At 62.6% G+C, this 21,418-nt stretch carries 16 protein-coding genes and 1 pseudogene; 4 read left to right on the top strand and 13 right to left on the bottom strand.

The annotated features are described in order from the left end of the window. Window positions 1–41 precede the first annotated feature (41 nt). The 6 genes from IOC82_RS17160 to IOC82_RS09060 form a co-directional block, all read right to left on the bottom strand. Window positions 42–560: a PIN domain-containing protein gene (locus IOC82_RS17160; protein ID WP_366935663.1), complete on the bottom strand. Its 519-nt coding sequence runs from the start codon at window positions 558–560 to the stop codon at window positions 42–44. Beyond that, the gene (locus tag IOC82_RS09080; RefSeq protein ID WP_290545862.1) at window positions 547–1,353 is read right to left on the bottom strand and encodes a hypothetical protein; all 807 of its coding nucleotides are present in this window, start codon (window positions 1,351–1,353) and stop codon (window positions 547–549) included. Before IOC82_RS09080 ends, IOC82_RS17160 begins: the two co-directional genes overlap by 14 nt. Before the next feature lie 196 nt (window positions 1,354–1,549). Next, complete coding sequence (gene glgB / locus IOC82_RS09075; protein WP_290545861.1) at window positions 1,550–3,745, bottom strand: 1,4-alpha-glucan branching protein GlgB; 2,196 nt, start codon at window positions 3,743–3,745, stop codon at window positions 1,550–1,552. Window positions 3,746–3,759: 14 nt separating this feature from the next. Further along, entirely contained in the window at window positions 3,760–6,204 is a 2,445-nt protein-coding gene (locus IOC82_RS09070; protein WP_290545860.1) for a glycogen/starch/alpha-glucan phosphorylase, read from the bottom strand. A gap of 65 nt (window positions 6,205–6,269) precedes the next feature. Further along, window positions 6,270–7,136, bottom strand: a complete 867-nt coding sequence (locus IOC82_RS09065; RefSeq protein WP_290545859.1) for a DMT family transporter — start codon at window positions 7,134–7,136, stop codon at window positions 6,270–6,272. Window positions 7,137–7,505: 369 nt separating this feature from the next. Continuing rightward, on the bottom strand, window positions 7,506–9,926 hold the full coding sequence (locus tag IOC82_RS09060; RefSeq protein WP_290545858.1) for an N-6 DNA methylase: 2,421 nt from the start codon (window positions 9,924–9,926) through the stop codon (window positions 7,506–7,508). On the opposite strand from IOC82_RS09060, the gene IOC82_RS09055 reads away from it, so the two are divergent. The 3 genes from IOC82_RS09055 (at window position 9,852) to IOC82_RS09045 (ending at window position 14,298) form a co-directional block, all read left to right on the top strand. Beyond that, window positions 9,852–10,781 carry a hypothetical protein gene (locus tag IOC82_RS09055; RefSeq protein WP_290545857.1) on the top strand — a complete coding sequence of 310 codons (930 nt, stop codon included), beginning with the start codon at window positions 9,852–9,854 and terminating at the stop codon, window positions 10,779–10,781. The genes IOC82_RS09060 and IOC82_RS09055 overlap by 75 nt on opposite strands. A 348-nt stretch (window positions 10,782–11,129) precedes the next feature. After that, entirely contained in the window at window positions 11,130–12,518 is a 1,389-nt protein-coding gene (locus tag IOC82_RS09050; protein ID WP_290545856.1) for an L-serine ammonia-lyase, read from the top strand. Between the two features lie 10 nt (window positions 12,519–12,528). Further along, a complete protein-coding gene (locus IOC82_RS09045; RefSeq protein ID WP_290545855.1) occupies window positions 12,529–14,298 on the top strand; it encodes an acyl-CoA dehydrogenase C-terminal domain-containing protein in 1,770 nt (589 codons plus the stop codon). A gap of 5 nt (window positions 14,299–14,303) precedes the next feature. Here the strand turns inward: IOC82_RS09045 and pgi are convergent, their stop codons facing one another. The 7 genes and pseudogenes from pgi to rpmI all read right to left on the bottom strand — a co-directional run bounded on the left by pgi (window position 14,304) and on the right by rpmI (window position 20,957). After that, window positions 14,304–15,917, bottom strand: a complete 1,614-nt coding sequence (gene pgi / locus IOC82_RS09040; protein WP_290545854.1) for a glucose-6-phosphate isomerase — start codon at window positions 15,915–15,917, stop codon at window positions 14,304–14,306. A 2-nt stretch (window positions 15,918–15,919) separates the two neighbouring features. Next, window positions 15,920–18,313 (bottom strand): phenylalanine--tRNA ligase subunit beta, encoded by a 2,394-nt coding sequence (gene pheT, locus IOC82_RS09035; RefSeq protein WP_290545853.1) that lies wholly within the window; start codon window positions 18,311–18,313, stop codon window positions 15,920–15,922. A 15-nt stretch (window positions 18,314–18,328) separates the two neighbouring features. Continuing rightward, window positions 18,329–18,733, bottom strand: coding sequence for an endonuclease domain-containing protein (locus IOC82_RS09030; RefSeq protein ID WP_290545852.1), 405 nt, complete (start codon window positions 18,731–18,733; stop codon window positions 18,329–18,331). Window positions 18,734–18,887: 154 nt separating this feature from the next. After that, a pseudogene (locus tag IOC82_RS09025) lies at window positions 18,888–19,007 on the bottom strand (phenylalanine--tRNA ligase subunit alpha); the annotation flags it as partial. 194 nt (window positions 19,008–19,201) lie between these two features. Beyond that, window positions 19,202–20,272: a phenylalanine--tRNA ligase subunit alpha gene (gene pheS, locus IOC82_RS09020; RefSeq protein WP_290545851.1), complete on the bottom strand. Its 1,071-nt coding sequence runs from the start codon at window positions 20,270–20,272 to the stop codon at window positions 19,202–19,204. Window positions 20,273–20,378: 106 nt separating this feature from the next. Then, window positions 20,379–20,735 carry a 50S ribosomal protein L20 gene (rplT, locus tag IOC82_RS09015; RefSeq protein ID WP_290545850.1) on the bottom strand — a complete coding sequence of 119 codons (357 nt, stop codon included), beginning with the start codon at window positions 20,733–20,735 and terminating at the stop codon, window positions 20,379–20,381. A gap of 18 nt (window positions 20,736–20,753) precedes the next feature. Then, window positions 20,754–20,957 (bottom strand): 50S ribosomal protein L35, encoded by a 204-nt coding sequence (rpmI, locus tag IOC82_RS09010; protein ID WP_290545849.1) that lies wholly within the window; start codon window positions 20,955–20,957, stop codon window positions 20,754–20,756. A gap of 207 nt (window positions 20,958–21,164) precedes the next feature. Here rpmI and IOC82_RS09005 point away from each other — a divergent pair, with 207 nt between their 5' ends. Further along, complete coding sequence (locus tag IOC82_RS09005) at window positions 21,165–21,299, top strand: hypothetical protein (protein ID WP_290545848.1); 135 nt, start codon at window positions 21,165–21,167, stop codon at window positions 21,297–21,299. Window positions 21,300–21,418: the final 119 nt, after the last annotated feature.

The raw sequence follows: 21,418 nt of genomic DNA, 5'->3' as shown, positions 1-21,418 counted from the left end.
TCCTCCCTATTCGGCTATGTTATCGAATGTCGTTTCATTCGTCATTTTTTCGGCCTTCGGAGATCAAGCTCCAGATGCTTTGCCTCTGGTTTACATACAACCAATTTGTGGCCGCCCACATTTCCAGACAGAGGCAATAGTCCGAGCGAGTTACGACTGTTTTTACGATCAAATGTGTGGAACTCATTTGCCTTGTACAGAACAGCAGTTGCTAAGTGCAATGCATCAGGAACAGAGAGTGGGGTATTGTTGTACTCGGCTCGCCTTTGCCAAAACCAGTCTCTTAGGTCATGAGCTAAGCGAGCTATTTTGGTATCCACGGACTTGAGTTGAACTCTCTGCATTAGATCGGTGAAGAGTCTGTCTGTTCCAGCGGGCAATTGGGAGCTCAAGACCTCCGTCAACGTGACAACAGAAGTCATCATGACTGCGTCGCGACGCTTACATTTGGCGATTACTTCCCGTACCCCGGCCATTTCACCCGTTGGGCGTTCTTCATCCTTCAGCCAAGCAAGGAAGAGGCATGTATCCCAGTAGTACAGAGGACTAGACCCAGGCATCACGCAACTCCCTTACGAATGCCTCACTCGTTAAAGAACCTGTTGCATCTGGCGCTATTCCTCGGATGTCCTCCCAATCTGGGAGGCTGTCTTCGTTGGGAAACACTCTGATTTCGCGCACAATTATCTGATGGGGGAAGTCTGCACCCGACCGGTATCTGAGTAAGCCGGACACTTCAACTCTTCTACCAACGGCCGCGACAGCATCGTCGTATAGTGTCGCTGGGAAGGTGCAAGCGATCCTTCTGGGGCCGATAGTCGGGTAGATGTGGAAGGTGTTCGCCCCAAGATGGATGTTGATTTGCTCAAGCATTCCATCGAAGGTTCCGTCACATTCTTCTGTTACGGCTAGAGCTTGATCAGCTCGGCTATAGACACGCTCGGTCAATCTGAATTCTTCGCCATCGAATCGAAGAGAAGCGGATTTCACCTGCTTACCAACCGGGCGGGCAAGGGCGCGCATATCAGCAAGAATATCGCTATCAATTCTGCTCAGATCATCATCGCCGTCTATGGCATCCCCGACTTTTTTGAAGCTATCGATGATGGCTGCCGCAATACCTTGCGCATTCGCAGTGGGTTTTGGTTCCAGAACAACGCGCACAGGACTGTTGAAGGAAAGCTCGGCTATCTGAAAATCGACGTGCTCTCGACCTTCGGAATGCTCTCGATCGAGTCTATTGATTGTTGCGTTGAGACTCTGGAGCTGATCGATGAAAGTCTTAAAGCGGACCCGGCCATCGTCTTCGGGCAGACCCTCGATGATCATCGTTATCCGGTTGCTGTCAGGCATGATCGTTACCTCCACCTCACAGCGACACTGCTGCCGCGCCCGCCGGCCAGCACATAGGCCATCGCATCGCGCGCCAGCGGTCCGGTCCTTCTCTGTCCGGCCATGGGCCTTCCTCCGTTTCCAGTTCCCCTCGCTCTTGTGGGGAGCCGTCCATTTCCTTCTCCCCTCCCCACAAGGGGGAGGGAAAACCACGTCCCTAGCCATCCTGCATGAAATACAAGGTTGCGAGCGGTGGCAAGGTCACGCTTGCCTGGGCCGGCTTGCCGTTCAGCGGCTCCGGTTCCGCCACCACCGCCCCCATGTTGCCCATGCCGCTTCCGCCATAGATATGGGCGTCGGTGTTGAGCAGCTCCCGCCAGCGTCCGGCCACCGGCATGGGCAGCGCATAGCACGTCCGCGGCACAGGCGTGAAGTTGCTCACCACCACCACGATCGGGTGTCCCTCGCCCGAATGGCGCGCCCAGGCGAAGACGGAGTTTTCCTTGTCGTCCGCCGTCAGCCACTCGAAGCCCTCCGGCTCGCAGTCGCGCGCATGGAGCGCGGGCGTGCCGCGGTAGACGTGGTTCAGGTCGCGCATGAGGGATTGCACGCCGCGGTGCGGCGCATGGTCCAGCAGGTTCCAGTCCAGGCTCTTGGCCTCCGACCATTCGCCCCAGGGTGCGAGTTCCTGCCCCATGAAGAGCAGCTTCTTGCCCGGGTATCCCCACATGAAGGCGTAATAGGCGCGCAAGGTCGCGAATTTCTGCCACGCATCGCCCGCCATCTTGTTCAAGAGCGAACCCTTGCCATGCACCACCTCGTCGTGGGACAGCGGCAGCACGAAGTTTTCCGAGAAGGCATAGAGCAGGCCGAAGGTCAGCTCATTGTGGTGGTGCTTGCGGTGGATGGGCTCGCGCTTCAGGTAGGACAGTGTGTCATGCATGAAGCCCATGTTCCACTTGAAGCCGAAGCCGAGGCCGCCTGCATTGGTGGGCTTCGACACGCCGGGAAACGCGGTCGATTCCTCTGCAATGGTCACGATGCCGGGGTTCTGGCCATAGGCCTCATGGTTCACGCGCTGCAGGAAGGCGATAGCCTCCAGGTTCTCGCGCCCGCCATGTTCGTTGGGAATCCACTCGCCCTCTCTGCGCGAGTAATCGAGATAGAGCATCGAGGCCACCGCATCGACGCGCAGTCCATCGACGTGATAGCGCTCCAGCCAGTAGAGCGCGTTGTTGAGCAGGAAGCTTGCCACCTCCCTCCGCCCGAAATTATAGATTGCGGTGTTCCAGTCCGGGTGGAAGCCCTGCCGCGGGTCCTCGTGCTCGTAGAGTGCGGTGCCGTCGAAGCGTGCCAGCCCATGCTCGTCGGTCGGGAAATGTGCCGGCACCCAGTCGAGGATGACGCCGATCCCCGCGCGATGCGCGCCGTCCACGAAGCGCGCGAAGCCCGCCGGATCGCCGAAGCGCGAGGTCGGCGCATAAAGCCCTGTCGGTTGGTAGCCCCAGGACGGGTCGAAAGGGTGCTCGCTCACCGGCAGGAGCTCGATATGCGTGTAGCCCATCTCGGCCACATAGGGGATCAGCGTGTCGGCGAGTTCGTCATAAGTGAGAAAGCGGCCATCGTTCCAGCGCCGCCAGGAGCCCAGATGCACCTCGTAGATCGACATCGGTGTGCGGCGCTGGTCGATCTTGCGGCGGCGGTCCAGATAGGCCTTGTCTTCCCAATTGAAATTATCGGTACGCGCCACGCGCGAGGCCGTCTTGGGCCGCATCTCGGCGGAAAATCCGAACGGGTCGCTCTTCAGCGGCAGCAGTTTGCCTGTGGGGTCGAGCAATTCATACTTGTAGCATTGCCCTTCCTGCGCGCCGGGGATGAAGATCTCCCACACGCCTGTGTCGCGGCGCTTCCGCATCACGTGGGCTCGCCCGTCCCAGCCGTTGAAGTCGCCGACGGCGGAGACGCGTGAGGCATTGGGCGCCCACACCGCGAAATGCACGCCGTCATGCCCCTCGTGCCGCATCGGATGCGCGCCCAGCCGGTCATAAAGCCGCAGGTGGTTTCCCTCGCCGATGTAATAATCGTCGAGCGGTCCCAGCACCGGACCCAGTAAATAGGGGTCGATCACCGTCCATCTGCCGCCCTGGTTGCGCGCGAGATAGCCCAGCCCCTGTCGACACGATACTGGCAGCAAGCCCTCGAAGAAGCCGGCCTGGTGCCGGCGTGGCAGCGCGGCGAGACGCCTGCCGTCCGTGTCGAGGACTTCGAGCTCCTCCGCCCCCGGCACGAAGGCGCGGGCCACCCACTCCGCGCCAGCCTGGTGCAAGCCCAGCACGGCGAAGGGATCTCCGTGTCGACCCGATACGATTGCCTCGACCTCAGGTGCAGGCAGTGTCCAGTCCGGGTCGGCCATGTGGCGTCAGCTCCTCAAATGGTGGGCACGTGCCAAATGTCGCGGGCGTAGTCCCGGATCGTCCGGTCGGACGAGAACCAACCCATGTTCACCGTATTGAGGATCGTCTTTTTCGTCCAGTCCCGGGTCCGGTGCCAGAGCTTGGCCACTTCGTGCTGGGTCGCGGCATAGGCTTTGAAGTCGGAGGCGACCATGAACCAGTCGCCATGGGTGATGCTGTCGACGATCGGCCGGTACCGGTTGTTGTCACCCGGCGAGAACACGCCGGACGACAGTTGGTCGAGGACATTCCGTAGCTCTGGGGCAGCATCCAGAAGTGCAACGGCGTCAACACCAATGCGACGCTTTTCATCAACTTCCGCAGCCGTCAGACCGAAGATGAAGATGTTGTCCGCACCCACATGCTCCAGCATCTCGACATTGGCGCCGTCGAGCGTGCCGATGGTCAGCGCCCCGTTGAGCGCGAACTTCATGTTGCCCGTGCCCGAGGCCTCCATGCCCGCTGTCGAAATTTGTTCTGACAAATCGGCAGCCGGAACAATGACTTCCGCCAAACTCACATTGTAGTTGGGGATGAACACGACCTTGAGGAGGTCGCGCACGTCAGGGTCGTTGTTGACGACCTGCGCCACATCGTTGATCAGCTTGATGATGAGCTTCGCCTGGGCATAGCTCGCCGCTGCTTTCCCTGCGAAAATTTTGACGCGCGGCGCCCAGGGCCGCTCGGGATGGGCGCGGATCGCGTTGTAAAGTGCTATTGTTTCCAATATGTTGAGCAGTTGGCGCTTGTATTCGTGAATGCGCTTCACATGCACATCGAACATCGCCGCGGGATCGACTTTCAGTCCCATCCGCGCGGCGATCAGATTGGCAAGCTCTTCCTTGTTGTGCCGTTTGATAGCCGCGAAGCGCTGCTGGAAGGCGGCATCCGTGGCGGAGGCTTTGGCTTGTGTCAGAACTTCGGCATCGTCCATCGCATTGGCGCCGGCGGCCTCGTTGAGAAGCGACGTAAGCCGCGGATTTACCTCGAGAAGCCAGCGCCGCGGCGTGATGCCGTTGGTCTTGTTGTTGATGCGGCCCGGGTAGAGTTTGTTGAGGTCTCGGAACACGCTTTGCTGCATCAGTTCCGTATGCAAGGCGGAAACACCGTTGATCGAATGCGCGCCAACGAAGGCCAGCTGCCCCATGCGCACCCGGCGCCCATTGTGCTCGTCGATCAATGACACCGAAGCGAGAAAATCATCGTTGCAAAAGTTGCTTTTCTGCGCGTCGCCGATGAGTTTTGCGTTGATGCCGTAGATGATTTGCATGTGCCGCGGGAGCACATGTTCGAACACGTGCACGGGCCAGCTTTCCAACGCTTCCGGCAACAAGGTGTGGTTGGTGTAACCGATCGCAGCCTTGGTGATCTCCCAGGCCTCGTCCCAGTCCAGCCCATGATGATCCACTAATATGCGCATGAGCTCCGCCACCGCCCCGGCGGGGTGCGTGTCATTGAGCTGGATGGCCACCTTGTCGGCCAGCAGCCGGATGTCGTCATACTGCTGCATGTGGCGGCGGATGATGTCCTGCAGCGAGGCGGAGGTGAAGAAATACTCCTGCCGGAGCCGCAGCTCCTGGCCCGCGGGCGTTGAATCCGCAGGATAAAGCACGCGGGTGATGATCTCCGCCTTGTTGCTCCCGGAGAGGGCTGCCGCATAATCGCCGCTGTTGAAGGCATCGAGGCGGATCGGGTCCGGCGCGCGGGCCGTCCACAGGCGGAGCGTATTCACCCGCCTGCCGCGCCAGCCCACCATGGGCGTGTCGCATGCGGAGGCGATGAGCTTCTCGGCCGGCTTCCAGCGCCGCTGGTGGCGGTTGTTGGCATCGATGCCGGGCATCACCTGCCCGCCGAAGCCAATCTCGTAGGCGGCCTCCCGGCGCGGAAATTCCCAGGGATTTCCGTGCTCAAGCCAGTTTTCGGGCAGTTCCACCTGCCAGCCGTCGGTGATCTTCTGGCGGAACAGGCCGTGATTGTAGCGGATGCCATAGCCATAGGCCGGGATGTCGAGGCTCGCCATGCTCTCCATGAAGCAGGCGGCGAGACGGCCTAACCCGCCGTTGCCCAGCGCCGCGTCAGGCTCCAGCGCCTCGATCAGGTCGATATCGACATTGAGCGCGGCCAAGGCCTTGGTGAAGGCGCCGGTGAGCTCAAGATTGCTCATCGCATCCCGAAGCAGGCGGCCGATGAGGAACTCGAGCGACAGGTAATAGACGCGCTTGGCCTTGGTCTGATAAGCGCGCTTGGTCGATTCCATCCAGCGGTCGATGATGCGGTCGCGGAGCGCCAGGATGGTGGCGGTGAGCCAGTCATGGCGCTTGGCAACCGCGGGGTCTTTGCCCACCGAATAGGCAAGTTTTTCAAGGATTTCAGCGCGGATCGTCTCGGGGTCGGCGCCGCGCGGGGCTGGCTTGATCATGGGTATGTCTCGGGTCCTGCCGTCATCGCCGCGAAGATAAATCAGGTGGTCTGACTTAATCCACCTCAATTCTGGGTCACCGACATTGTTGCCACGCCGAGCACGATCATGGCCAGTCCCAGCCACTGCCCGGGCGAAACTTTTTCCTTGAGGAAGATCATCGCCATGATGACCGAGAGCGCGCCATAGGCCGAAATACCGATGCCGGCGAACTCCTTGCCGGGAAAATGGCCCGAGGCATTGACGGCGATGACGCCCAGTACATCGAGCCCGCCCATAACGAAGATCCCGATCCATTGGTTTCGGGTCAATACCGAACGCCTGCCATCGAGAAAGGCGAAGGGCAGCAGCACCAGCAGCGCGACGGGCCGCGACAGCCAGGTGGCATCGACCTCGCCCACGGTCAGCGCCGCCTGCTGGCCCAGCACGATGGAGGACGAATAGCCCAGCACCGCCATGACCGCGAAGAACAGCAGCACTGGCATCTTGCCGGGCGCCACAGCATTGATGCCGCCATCGGGCTCGCCGGATCGTGCCACGATAATGGTGCCCAACAGTGTCGCTCCGACACAAGCCCATTGCAAAGGTGTCGGCTCCAAACCGTTGAACACGCCCCACAGCACGGCGAGCACTGGGTAGCCCGCCGTGATCGGCCCCACCAGCGACACAGGCCCCAGGCTGAAGGCCTTGAACAGCCCGCCCACCCCGAAGCCATAGGCAAAGCCAAGAGCCAGGCCGGAGAAGATGGCGGGGCCGGAGGCCTGCCAGACGCTGCCCTCCCACAGCACATAGGCCGAGAGCAGGATGAAGCCCGACACCATCACCCAGGCCGCGGTGCGGAAGCCGCCCACCGCGCCAACAATCGACCGCGCAATCACGTCATGGACAGACCAGCACAGCGCGGCGAACACGCCGAAAAGCACGGCAAACATGGTAGCGGATATCCCCGTCAGCTCCCTTGCCCGGCATTTGAGCACGGGGCGCGGCAAGCGGGAACTGCAATTCGGGAATGGCCACCGGCGGTGGCGCTCCCCCGCGCCCGCCGCACCACCCGTTTCCGCCGCCCATGCGCGGCGACAGGGGACGACGGAACTCTTCGCCGTCCCGCCCCCGCAAGCGGCTGGCGATAGGATTTTCATCCCCTTTGTGGGGAAGGCCATGCGCGGTTGCCCTGCTCACGACGGGGCGGTTGATGCATGTTCACGCAGTGCGGCGCAGCGCGAAAAGGGCGCCGCCGTCGTCGACGGCGATGAAGCCGATGCGGGCTCTGGCAGTGAGGGTTTGACGCTCCACGGGCGAAGTTACAACTGACCGGCGAGCGACTCTTCCAGCAAAGAAATTTCCGGATCGGTGAGATCGAAGGCAGCATAAACGAGACGGTTGATCTCTGCTTCGGCGGCTGCGATCTGAGCCGAAAGCGCCTTCACCTTTGTGCCTTCCTCCGTGAGATAGGCCTCCCATTCGGCGCGCTCGCGGACCGGAATATCCGCCCTAAAGACTCGCTTCACTTCGGAGCGGAACTGAGCGAAAGCGAGTTGATACCACTCCTGCAGTTTTGCAGAAACTGCTCTACCTTTAGCCAGGTCAGCGACGACACGGAGATATACCGCTCGGCTAATCTGGAAGCTTTCGCGCGAGAGTTCGGTACAGATTTGCGCGAGATCGATCAGAGCAGCTTCAGTTGCCGCCGTAAGATTGGCGAGCGGCAAACTCTCAACATACTGAACCCTCATTTCATGCCACCCGTTTCGAACAGCAGGCGAAACTCCACACAGGAAAACCCAAGAAACGTTCGAATTCAGATACGCAAGGAGCGCAAGGTCGCCAGTTGGGATAAAGTAGGACTTATCATTCGAAAAGGAACCATCAATTTCTAGGCAGAACATTCTGCTGTTCTGAAAATGGGGATAAGATATCTTCGGTAGTAAGAATTTTTTCTGATACGCAAGCTGCGCCTGTTGAAGCTCAAACCACTCCTGCTTTGTTGCGCGCCTCTCCAGTTCCGCTTTGAATGGAAACAGATGATCCCGAATAGCCGGATAATCATCGATGCTGATCTTGCCTTTTGGGATGTTGATGAGGAACAAGCCCTCCGGCTCCACGCGCCAGCGCTTGATGTGTTCGCCCTTGAGGAACGGCTTTAATAGATCGGCCGATTTCGGATCGCGGGCAATCAACCGGTCACGCGTTGGCGTGTTAATGATGAAAGCGTCGTTCAGGCCCGTTATGATGCCCCGCAAAGGCGCGCCATAGACCTCGCCCAATGTCTTTCGGCCCTTGGCGATCTTGTCCCGCAGCCGCGCCAGGGCATCGCTTTCGAATTGCCATGAGGCGGAGCCCAGCCGGTTTCGCGGCATGGCTTGCGACTGGGCCTGAAAGGCTGAGCCCAAGTCCGGCGGCAGTTTTCTGATGTTGAAAAAGCGCAACTCGCCCGCGGGCTGCTCGTCCTTGGCGAGTTTGCGCGCCGTGATGATGGCGGGATAGGTGGTGACGCCTTCGAAAATCTGCTCGTCGCCGAAATCGATGACGGTTTCGACTTCGGTTTCTTCGGCCATGAGGGCGCGCAGCTTGACGCCGGAGCCGGTGCGGAAAAAACTGGACGAGGAGATATAGCCCAACCGCCCGCCGGGCTTCAGCACATCCACGCCCTTTTCGAAGAAATAGGCGTAGAGGTCGGTGCGTTCGTCCGCCACTTCGTAATGCTTGCTGAAATAGGGCTTCTGGTCCTTGAGTAGCTCCATCCGGACATAGGGCGGGTTGCCGATGACAATGTCGAAGCCCCCCTGCTTCAAGATATCGGCGAAGCGGCCATCCCAGGCGAAGGGACGGTCGGCATAGTTCTTCTCGCCAATCAGGCTGTTGCCGTCCCTGATGGTCTCATCCAGGCTGGCAAGCCGGTGCTTCTGGCGCGCCGTTTTGAGCCACAGCGACAGGCGGGTGATTTCGACCGACTCGATGTTGAGGTCGACGCCGAAGAGGTTGCGGCCCAGTATTTCGTCGAAGGCGTCAAGGCCGGTGTGGACCTTCAGTTCGTCGAGGCGGTTGAGCACCCGCGCATAGTCCGCCGCCAGCACATCGAATGCGGCGGCAAGGAACGCGCCGGACCCGCAGGCGGGGTCCAGCACCTTGAGCGACCGAAGAACCTCCAGATAATCCTGCCAGAAGCGGGCTTCGGCCCCGGGGCTTGGCCACAGTGTATCGTCATCCGACTTTGGAAGGGAATCGCGGCCGGTGTGCTGCTTGAGCAGCGCAGCGAAACGCTCCGCCAACGTCTTGCCGGCCGTCTGTTCGACCAGGAAGCGGGCAATGTGATCCGGCGTGTAAACGACGCCTTCCTTCTTAACCTTGCCGACGTCCGGCGCGGGGCGGCCTTCAGCCTCGGCGCGCAGCTTTTCGAGGTCGGTGATGGACTGTTCGAAGATGCGGCCCAGAACCGTAACCGGAATTTCGCTGCCGAAATCCCAATTGCCGATATCGGCCACGGCCTGCGCCAGATGATCGGGCAGCACGATGGCATCGAGCACGGGATCGGGCGCAAAAAGCCCGCCATTATAGGCCCAGATCTGCAAGGGCGGGCCGCTGCCCTTGTCGATGAAACGGAAGAGCTGCTGAAAATTATCCCACACCGGCACGGGACGCCACGAGCTTTGTTCCTTCGCCGCCTTCTGAAGCAGGCGCTGCGGAAGCAGGCCCGTTCCGCCGCCGAAGGCGATGAACAGCACGCGATCGAGCAGCTTCTGCACCGGCTCGATGGCGGCGCGCCGGTTGAGCCTGGGGCCGCCATCCGCCGAGGTGAGGAAGGCGAGGACTTCATCGCGCAGCTTTCGATACTGCTTGTAGAGTTCGTCCGTGACGGACCGCAGCGCGTTGTCGGTTTCGATGAGCAGCGCTTCCGTGTGGCCATCGAGCAGATGCTGCGCGCTGAGCAACAGCATGAGGCGGCGGAGGTGGTCCGGGTCATCGATCAGGCGGAGATCGAAGCTTTCATAGGCGTCCCGCCCGCGGCCGAAGCGATAAAGCCGCAGTTCGATGCAATTCGAGACGAGCACCCAGGAGACGCCAGGAGAATCGACGGCATATTCCCACGCCTGCTGCACCGGGCTTTTGCCCCGGCCTGGCATGATGGCATCCAGGTCGCGGAAGGCAGGACCCTTCATTTCCAGGGGCGCAACGAGCCGATCGCCTTGGGCATCGGAGAAGCGCCCGAGCGCGGCATCCGCGGAACCAGTGCGGATGCCCTTCTCGAGATGCAGGGAGTAGGTCTTCTCGGGATCGTAGCGCGAGTAACCGAGAATGGTTCCGAGAATGTCCGTGTAAAAGATGTCGCGGACGCTGACTTCCTTTTGCCTGGCGAAATTGGCGCTCCTGGCGATGCGCGCATACTTCTTCGCGGCTGCGAGCTGGCCCTCGGAGGGCTTGAACACGGTGCGTTGGATCGCACCCTCAAGAACCCTGGGGGTGACAAGCGGTACACGCGCAGGCCTTCGCATCGGGGGCCTTGGCCCCGGGCCACCGCCGCTGTGCGGGAGATCAACCCCCGAGATCAGAAAAAGATCGCTCACGAACCGCTAATCTAGTGCTTTCGGAGAAATTCGCCACAAGGAAACGCCGGCGGTCATGATTGCCGGTCACGCGATTCGGAAGCATCTGAATTCGAATTCTCGCGAATCCTTCCGATTCCTGAATTATCCAAGCAAGTTCCCATTATGGCCGGTGTGCTGGCGTGGATCAAGCCAGCCCCCAGCATGCGCCGGGCTGGCGGAGCCGGGAGGGCGGAGGATGGCGATTCCCGTTTCCTGCTTCGCCGGGGTGGACGGGAGACACAGGCGGCTGCGACTGGCTTCCCTCCCCAGCCAGACGTTTATGGCGCAAGAAGCGGCAGAAGCGGCTATGCTGCCGGTTCCGAACAATGATTTCTGGTTGCCATGTTCCTCTCCGTCTTCGACATTTTCAAGATCGGCATCGGGCCGTCCTCCTCCCACACGGTGGGGCCGATGGTGGCGGCCGAGCGGTTTCTCGGCCTTGCATCGTCCGCCTCGCTGCCGCGCACCGGGCGGCTGACGGTGACGCTGCATGGCTCGCTGGCCTTCACCGGCAAGGGCCACGGCACGGACCGGGCGGTGATCCTGGGGCTTGCCGGCGAAAAGCCGCAAACCATGGACCCCGATCGCGTCGACGACGTGCTGCGCCAGATGGCGGAGCGGGGGTGCGTTCAGGTGGCCGATGACTTCGCGGTGGGTTTCAACCCGGCGACCGACGTGATCTTCGACTTCGGCCCGGCGTTGAAGGGCCATGCCAATGGCATGGTGTTCCGCATCCTCGACGATGACAACAACGTGCTGCTGCAGGAAACCTATTTCTCGATCGGCGGCGGTTTCGTGCAGACCGAGGCCGAGCGCGCCCAGAGCATCGCCGCGGGCAAGGCCGAGAAGCCGGCGGTTGACGTGCCCTACCCGTTCCGCACTGCCGCCGAGATGCTGGAGATGGGCAAGCGCTCCGGCCTTTCGATTGTCGAGATGAAGCGGGCGAACGAGCAGGTGGCGCAGACGCCGGACCAGCTCGACGCCAATCTCGACCGCATCTGGCATGCGATGCGCGACTGCATGAACCGCGGGCTTCGCCAGACCGGCACGCTGCCGGGCGGGTTGAAGGTGAAGCGCCGTGCGGCGGAGATCCATGCCAAGCTCAGCCAAGAGAAGGGCAACAATGCCATCCAGCCGCACCAGCTGATGGACTGGCTCTCGGTCTATGCCATGGCGGTGAACGAGGAGAATGCGGCGGGCGGCAAGGTCGTCACCGCACCCACCAATGGGGCGGCGGGCGTCATCCCCGCCACCATCCGCTATTACCTCGACCATTGCCTGGGCGCCGACGGGAAGGGCATCCGCACCTTCCTGCTCGCCGCGGCGGCGATCGGCGGCCTCATCAAGCACAATGCCTCGATCTCGGGCGCGGAAGTGGGCTGCCAGGGCGAGGTGGGCTCCGCCTCCGCCATGGCCTCTGCCGGCCTGTGCGCGGCGCTGGGTGGGACGAACGAGCAGGTGGAGAATGCGGCCGAGATCGCGCTCGAACACCATCTCGGCATGACTTGCGATCCCGTGGGTGGCCTCGTTCAGGTGCCCTGCATCGAGCGCAACGCCTTCGGCGCGGTGAAGGCGGTGACGGCGGCCTCCCTCGCGCTGCGCGGCGATGGCACCCATTTCGTGCCGCTCGACACCTGTGTCGAAACCATGCGCCAGACGGGGCTCGACATGAGCGAGCGCTATAAGGAAACCTCCACCGGCGGGCTTGCGGTGAACGTGGTGGAGTGCTGAACTCCGGGTCATGCCCGTGTTCGCCCCGCCGCTCGCTGACCACCTCTATACGCTTTACGACCTTCTCGATTTCGAGACCCATGCGCAACTGCCCGGCTTCGGGCATTGCACGCGCGATGTGATCGGGGCCGTGCTGGAGCAGTCGGCGCGGTTCTCCTCGGAAGTGCTCTATCCGCTCCATCGCAGTGCCGACGAGGAGGGCGTGCATTTCGACTCCGGCGTGGTGACAACGCCGAAGGGATTCAAGGAGGCATACAGGCGGCTGGTCGACGGCGGCTGGCCCGCGCTGACCGCAAGCCCGGAGCATGGCGGGCAGGGCATGCCGCATATGGTGAATGTCCTGTTCGAGGAAATGATCAACGGCGCGAACCTGTCTTTCGGCCTGTTCCCCGGCCTGACGCGCGGCGCCTATGTGGCCTTGGCCCAGCATGGCAGCGCGGAGCAGAAGGCGCTTTATGCGCCGAAGCTCGCAAGCGGCGAATGGGCGGGCTCCATGTGCCTCACCGAGGCGCATTGCGGCACCGACCTCGGGTTGCTGAGGACGATGGCGGCGCCGAATGGTGATGGCTCCCATGCGCTCACCGGAACAAAGATCTTCATCTCGGCGGGCGAGCATGACCTGACCGAGAACATCATCTATCTCGTGCTGGCCCGCATGCCGGATGCGCCGAAGGGCACCAAGGGCATCAGCCTGTTCCTTGTCCCGAAGGTGCTGGTGAAGGACGATGGCTCGCTCGGTGCGCGCAATGCGGTGGCCTGCGGCTCGGTGGAGCACAAGATGGGCATCCATGGCTGCCCCACCTGTGTGATGAATTTCGACGGCGCCACCGGCTGGCTGGTGGGTGAACCGCACCAGGGCCTCAAGGCCATGTTCGCAATGATGAACACCGAGCGCATCGCGGTGGGTATCCATGGCCTCGCCATTGCCGAAGCCTCCTACCGGAACGCGGCCGCCTATGCGCGCGAGCGGCTGCAGGGGCGCGCGCCGGGCGGCGCGCGGGATGCGGGAGAGCCCGCCGACCCGATCATCGTCCACCCCGACGTGCGCCGCATGCTGATGACGCAGCGCGCGCTCACCGAAGGCTGCCGCATGCTGGCGCTGTGGACGGCACAGGCGCTGGATGTGTCCGAGCGGCACGGCGATGCTGCGGTTCGGAAGCAGGCCGGCGACATGGTGGCGTTGATGACGCCGGTGGTGAAGGCCTTCCTCACCGACAGCGGCGTGGAGGTGGCCAATATCGGCATGCAGGTGCTGGGCGGGCATGGCTTCATCCGCGCCAATGGCCAGGAGCAATATGCGCGGGACGTGCGCATCACGCCGATCTACGAAGGCGCCAACGGCATTCAGGCGATGGACCTGTTGGGCCGCAAGGTGTTGCATCTCGATCTGTTCGGCAGTTTCGCCACGCCGGTCGAGGCTTTCGTCGGGCGCCACGAGGGCAATGACGCGCTGGCCGAATTCGTGGAGCCGCTGGCGGCGAGCTTCGATCTTCTGGAGGATGCGACGCGCGTGATCCGCGAACGGGCGGGCACGCACCCGGAAGAGGTGGGGGCCGCGGCAGTCGATTACACACGGCTTCTTGCACTCACTGCGGTGGCCTATCTCTTCGCCCGCGCTGCGGACGTGTCGCTGCCCAGGAGCAATGCCGGCTTCCACCGCGCCAAGCTCGCCACTGCGCGCTTCTTCATGCAACGGGTCTTGCCGGACTCAGCAGCACTGCATGCGAAGATTCTCGCCGGGGCGGGCCCCGCGATGGAGATGGATGAGGCGATGTTCTGACGCGGTCAGAAACCGCGCAGGAACGTCACCAACCCCGCAGTGGACGAATCCAGCCCCCCGGCGCTCTTCTTGCCTTCCACCACCGGCTGCAGCCCCGTGGCCAGTTCCTTGCCGAGTTCCACGCCCCATTGGTCGAAGGCGTTGATGTTCCAGATGGCGGCCTCGACGAACACGCGGTGTTCGTAAAGCGCGATGAGGCGGCCGAGCGTGAAGGGGTCGAGCCGCTTGTAAGCGAGAGTCACCGAAGGACGGTTGCCGGTGAAGACGCGGTGCGGGGCGAGCGCCTTCGCCTCCGACTTGCTCTTGCCCATGGCGAGAAGCTGCGCCTCCGCTTCCCTCTCTGTGCGGCCCAGCATGAGGGCCTGTGACTGAGCCAGGCAGTTGGCGACGAGCAGCGCGTGGTGCCCGGCCATACCGCCAGGTTCATGCGGTTCGGCGGCGATCAGGAATTCGACGGGGATGATGCCGGTGCCCTGGTGCAGCAGCTGGAAGAATGCGTGCTGGCCGTTGGTGCCGGGCTCGCCCCAGACGATGGGGCCAGTGCCGCCCTTCACGGGCTTACCCGATTTCGTGACGCGCTTGCCGTTCGATTCCATGTCGAGCTGCTGCAGATAGGCGGGAAAGCGCGACAGGCGCTGGTCATAGGGAATGATGGCGCGCGAGGGATAGCCGCAGATGTTCCGGTGCCACACGCCGAGAAGGCCCATGAGCATGGGCAGATTGTCGAGCACAGGCGCTTCGCGGAAGTGGCGGTCCATCGCATGACCGCCGTCAAGAAATTCGATGAAGCGTTCGGGGCCGATGGCGATCATCAGCGGCAGGCCGATGGCCGACCAGATCGAATAGCGGCCGCCCACCCAGTCCCAGAAGCCGAAGATGCGGTCCTCCGCAATGCCGAAGGCCTTGACCTTGGGATTGGCGGTGGAAATGGCAGCGAAATGCTCGCCCACATGTCGTTCGCCCAGCTTCTCCGAGATCCATTTGCGCGCCGTCTGCGCGTTGGTCATGGTCTCGATGGTGGTGAAGGTCTTGGACGCGATGAGGAACAGCGTCGTCTCGGGCGTCAGGAGCTTCAATGTATCGGCGATGTGGGCGCCGTCGACATTCGAGACATAGTGAAGGCGCGGGCCGTCGTGATAGGGCGCCAGCGCGAGGGTCGTCATGGCGGGACCCAAGTCCGAGCCGCCGATGCCGATGTTCACGACGTCGGCGATCTTCGAGCGGCGTACGCTCTCCGCGAAGTCCGTCATGGCGGCGAGCACGGCGTTGACGTCCGGCATCACGTCCTTGCCGTTGACCTTCACCGGCGTGTTGGCGCGGTTGCGGAGCGCGGTGTGAAGGACGGCGCGAGATTCGGTGGAGTTGATGATGGCGCCCGCAAACATGTCGTCGCGCTTGGCCTCGACGTCACAGGCACTGGCCAGCTTCACGAGCAGCTTCATGGTGCGGTTGTTCACCGCGCATTTGGAATAATCGAGCAGCAGGCCGCCGGCCGTGGCGGAGAATTCCGCGAAGCGGTTGGGATCGCGCTCGAAGGCGCGCCGCATGTCGGCCGGCGCGCCCTTCTTCCGGTGGGCCTTCAGGCCTGCAAGCACTTTGCGGCTGTTGGCCTTGGCCATGGTCAGCTCCTCAATGTTCCGCCGGTGGCCTTGGTGACGGCCTGCACGATCTTGGCCGAGACGGCGTCGATCTCCGCCTCGGTGAGCGTCTTGTCCCTGGGCTGCAGTGTCACCTCGATGGCGAGCGACGTCTTGCCGCCCTCGAGCTTGTAGAGGTCGAAGACGCTGACGTCGGCAATCAGCGCCTTGTCAGTATTCTTCGCGGCCTTCACCAGCTTCTCGGCCTCGACCGTATCGTCGACCACGAAGGCGAAGTCGCGCGACAGCGGCATGAGGCCGGAGATGACCAGGGCCGCGCGCGTTGCACCCTTCGGCTTCGATCCCGGAATGGCGTTGAGGATGAGCTCAAATGCGACCAGCGGCCCCTTCACGTCCATCGCCGCCAGCACGCGCGGGTGGATTTCGCCGAAGTGCCCAAGCTTGTTCTGCGGCCCCATCTGGATGGCGCCCGAGCGGCCGGGATGGAACCAGGCAGGCGCTCCCGCCACCACCTGCAGCGTGGCGACGGCAGCACCCGCGGCCTCGAGCACGGCCAGCGCATCGGCCTTGGCGTCGAAGGCGTCGACGGCGCGCGCACCCCCATGCACATTGCGTCCCATGAAGGCGCCGCGGCGGATGCCGGCGGCGCGCAGTGTCTCATCCTTCGGCTGGTCGCCGGCATAGGCGTGACCCACTTCGGAGAGCATCATGTCGGCGAAGCCCCTGTCCATGTTGCGGCCCGCCGCGGCGATCAGGTTCGGCAGCAGCGAGGGGCGCATGTCGGAGAGTTCCGACGAGATCGGATTCGCCAGCTTCAGCTCCGCCTGGCCGCCGCCGAAGAGCCTGGCATGCGCTTCGGGCAGGAAGGCCCAGGTGATCGCCTCGTTGAAGCCGCGCGCGGCCAATGCACGCCGCGCCCCGAGCATGCGCTTCTGCAGCGGGTTCAGCACGGGCTTGGCGATGGCGCTGGTGCGCTCCATCGGGGCGGGCGGGATGTTGTCGAGCCCCCAGATGCGGCATACATCCTCGACGAGGTCCGCCTCGCCATGAACATCCGGCCGCCAGGAAGGGACCGAACAGATGATCGCATCCGCCGTCTCGCTGACGCCATAACCGAGTGCAGCAAGAATTTCCTTCTGGCGTATGACGGGGATGGCGGCGCCCGCCAGCGAGGCAACGCGCGTCTTGCGCAGCGCATAGCTCCGCGCCGTGTTCGGCACTTCGCCTGCCACCACGGCGTGGGAGGCCTCGCCGCCGCAAAGATCGAGGATCATGCGGGTCGCGATCTCGGCGCCCAGGGCTGTGAAGGCGGGGTCAACGCCGCGCTCGAAGCGGTAGCGCGCATCCGACGTTATGCCGAGCGCGCGGCCTGTCGCCGCGGTGCGCAGCGGGTCGAAATAGGCGGCCTCGAGGAAGACGTTCACCGTCTCATCCGTGCAGCTCGAGGGGATGCCGCCGATGATGCCGGCGATGGCCTCAGGGCCGGCGTCGTCCGCGATGACGGTCATGCCGCTCGAGAGCGTGTAGGTCTTGTTGTCGAGCGCCTCCAGCGTCTCGCCGTCTTTGGCGAGGCGTGCGCGGATATCGCCCTTCACCTTGTCCGCGTCAAAGACGTGTAGCGGGCGGCCATAAGCGAAGGTGATGTAGTTGGTGACGTCCACGAGCTTCGAGATCGGACGGAGCCCGATGGCCTTGAGGCGGCGCTGAAGCCATTCGGGCGAAGGGCCGTTCTTCACGCCGCGGATATAGCGGCCGACGAAGAGCGGGCAGGGCTTGGTGTCGTCATCGGGGAAATCGAGCGAGACCTTGATGGGCGAGTCGAAGCTGCCGTCCACCTTCTTCGCATCGAGCGGCTTCAGCGTGCCAAGGCCCTTGGCGGCGAGATCGCGCGCGATGCCATAGATGCCGAGCGCATCGGGGCGGTTGGGCGTCACCTTCACGTAAATCATCGGGTCGTCGAGGCCCAGGGCCTTGGCGGCGGGCGTGCCAACCGGCCAGTCGCCTTCGATCTCGATGATGCCGTTGTGCTCGTCCGAAATCAGCAGCTCGCGCTCCGAGCACAGCATGGCCTGGGATTCGACGCCGCGGATCGTGGCGGGCGCGAAGACCGCACCCGTGGCCGGAATGGTGACGCCGGGCAGCGCGACGATCGCCTTGATGCCGGTGCGCGCATTGGGGGCGCCGCACACCACCTGCTTCGTGCCGTCCTTCGTTTCCACCACGCATTGCCGCAGCTTGTCGGCATTGGGGTGCTTCCCGGCAAGCCGGACATGGGCAACGGAGAAGTCGGCCAGCAGCCGGGTCTTGTCCGTGACTTCTTCCACTTCCAGCCCGACGCCGATCAGCCCCTCGCAGATCTCATCCAGCGTGGCGGTGGTATCGAGATAGTCCTTGAGCCAGGAGAGGGTGAATTTCATGGGTGTACTCCGTCGTCAGCCTCTCCCGCTTTGCGGGAGAGGACGCTCCGCGGCACGCGGAGCAGGTGAGGGGAACTCGCGAAGCGCCTCGCGGATGACCATGACGGCCAGGTCCATGGCATTGAGCACGTCACTGTTCTGTAGGCGGACGACCTTGTAGCCGAGGCGACCGAGATGGGCGGTTCGCCGGCGGTCAGAGAGGATGTCCGCATCGGAGGAATGCGTGGCGCCATCGAGTTCGACGATGAGCTTGCGTTCGCGGCATAGGAAATCGGCGATGTAGGGACCGACCGTGGCCTGGCGCACGAACTTGTGGCCGTCGAGCCTGCGGTCCCGCAGCGCCTGCCACAGCCGCTTTTCCGCCGCGGTCTCGCTCTTTCGGAGCTGCCGCGCGAGGTCGGTCTTTGCGCCGTCACGCATGGGGAGACTTCCCCTCACCGGCCCGCGTGCCGCGGGCGTCCTCTCCCGCTTTGCGGGAGAGGTTGAAGAAGGGCGCAGCGACTCCTGCACTCTCTCCCGCGCAGCGGGAGAGAACGCTCCGCGTGCGGAGCAAGTGAGGGGAAGTCACGACAGCCCCCCCCGCCAGCATCGGCACTTGCAGCGCCTTGAATCCATAATGCCGAAGCCAGCGCAGGTCGGCCTCGAAGAAGGCGCGGAGATCGGGGATGCCGTATTTCAGCATGGCGATGCGGTCTCGCTCTTTCGGAGCTGCCGCGCGAGGGTGGTTTTGGCGCCGTCACGCATGGGGAGACTTCCCCTCACCGGCCCGCGTGCCGCGGGCGTCCTCTCCCGCTTTGCGGGAGAGGTTGAAGAAGGGCGCAGCGACTCCTGCACTCTCTCCCGCGCAGCGGGAGAGAACGCTCCGCATGCGGAGCAAGTGAGGGGAAGTCACGACAGCCCCCCCGCCAGTGTCGGCACCTGCAGCGCCTTGAACCCATAATGCCGAAGCCAGCGTAGATCGGCCTCGAAGAAGGCGCGGAGGTCGGGGATGCCGCATTTCAGCATGGCGATGCGGTCCAGCCCCACGCCGAAGGCCCAGCCTTGAACCTTATCGGGGTCCATGCCTCCGCTGCGGATGACATTCGGGTGCACCATGCCGGAGCCGAGGATCTCCAGCCACTTGTCGCCTGAGCCGATCTTGATCTGGCCAGCCTCGCGCGAATACTGAATATCGACCTCCATCGACGGCTCGGTGAAAGGAAAGTGCGAGGCGCGGAAGCGCATCTTCACGTCGTCGACCTCGAAGAAGGCCTTGCAGAATTCGGTCAGCACCCACTTCAAATTCGCCAGCGTCGCCTTCTCGTCAATGACGAGGCCCTCGACCTGATTGAACATCGGCGTGTGCGTCATGTCCGAGTCGCAGCGGAAGGTGCGCCCCGGTGCGATGATGCGGATCGGCGGCTTGGAGGCCAGCATGGTGCGGATCTGCACCGGGCTCGTGTGCGTGCGCAGCAACATGCGCGAGCCATCGGCCTTCTCGTGGAAGAAGAACGTATCGTGCTCCTGCCGAGCGGGGTGCTCAGGCGGGATATTGAGCGCATCGAAATTGTGGAAGTCGTCCTCGATGTGGGGGCCTTCCGCAACGGAGAACCCCAAGTCGCCGAAAATCTGCACCACCTCTTCCCACACTTGGCTGACGGGGTGCACGGTGCCTGCCGCCTGGGGGCGTATGGGCAGGGTCACGTCGATCTTCTCCGAGGCGAGCCGGACCTCGAGTGCGATCTCCTGCAGCTTTGCCTTGCGCGCGCCAAGCGCTTCGGCAACCTTGTCCTTCAACACATTGAGGGCCGCACCCGCCTCGCGCCGCTCATCCGGGCTCATGGCTCCGAGATTCTTCATGCGTTCGGAAATCGAGCCCTTCTTGCCGAGCGCCGCGACGCGCACCGCGTCAAGTGCGGTCTCATCGGTTGCGGCGTCGATCTCGGCGAGGATCGACTGTTCGAGAGTGGCGAGACTCATTTGAGGTATTCCTCTAGAAACGGCATGACCGGGCGCAGGTGCCGCGAAAGACACGCTGTGGCCCGGTCAAGGCAATCGGAATTCGACGTGGTGATCTATGAGGCTGTCAAGCCTGCGCAGCCTTGGCCTTCTCGACGAGAGCGGCAAAGGCGGCCTGATCATGCACGGCGAGATCGGCAAGGACCTTGCGGTCGACCTCGATCCCGGCCTTGGCCAGGCCGTGAATAAATCGGCCATAGGTCAGGCCGAGTTCGCGCGTCGCGGCATTGATGCGCTGGATCCACAGGGCGCGGAAATTGCGCTTCTTGGTGCGCCGGTCGCGATAGGCATACTGCTCCGCCTTCTCGACGGCCTGAACGGCGACGCGAAAGATGTTCTTGCGGCGGGAGAAATAGCCCTTCGCCTGCTTGATGATCTTCTTGTGGGACTTGCGGGCGACGGTACCGCCTTTTGAACGTGGCATGGGTCTTAACTCCTCGGCTTACTTGGCGATGTAAGGCATGTGGATCTTGACCAGGCGCTCATCGCCCGGAGCCAGGATCATCGTGCCGCGCTGGTTGCGGATCTGCTTGTTGGTGCGCTTGATCATGCCGTGGCGCTTGCCGGCTTGACCTGCCTTGATCTTGCCGGAAGCGGTGACCTTGAACCGCTTCTTGGCCGAGGACTTGGTCTTCATCTTGGGCATTTTGCTTAATCCTTTCAAAGCGATATAAAGCCGCCATGGCATGCCCTTTACAGGCCAGGCGGCTAGAACGGGCGGTTTTAAGCAAAATGGGGGAGGAATTGCAAGTGGATGGTCCCGGAGCGGCCACGTTGACGCGTCCAAAGAAAACTCTTGTCGCAATGATAGTTATTATCCATCATAACGATGGTTTAAAACTGGATATCTATCATGGCGCTGTTCCAAGCCAAGAACCTGACCGAGGCTGACGAAACCGTGCTGGACATGATTGGCCGTCAAAAGGACCGGCTTCGTGTTTACACTCAAAATGCACCGAAGCGTTGGCTAGAGCATTTTCACGCTTAGCGGAATCGCGGATTTTCTTAGGGCCTGTTTGGTGATTCAGTGTTCATGTTGATTCGGCATGGAGACCTGCGATGGGAGTTGCCTATTCTCAAGATCTGCGTGAACGTGTTCTGAGCGTC

Origin of the sequence: Aestuariivirga sp., assembly GCF_020252395.1 — a bacterium.
Classification (GTDB): domain Bacteria; phylum Pseudomonadota; class Alphaproteobacteria; order Rhizobiales; family Aestuariivirgaceae; genus Aestuariivirga.
The sequence above is the reverse complement of the archived record's forward strand: the minus strand, read 5'-3'. Positions and strand labels throughout refer to the sequence as shown.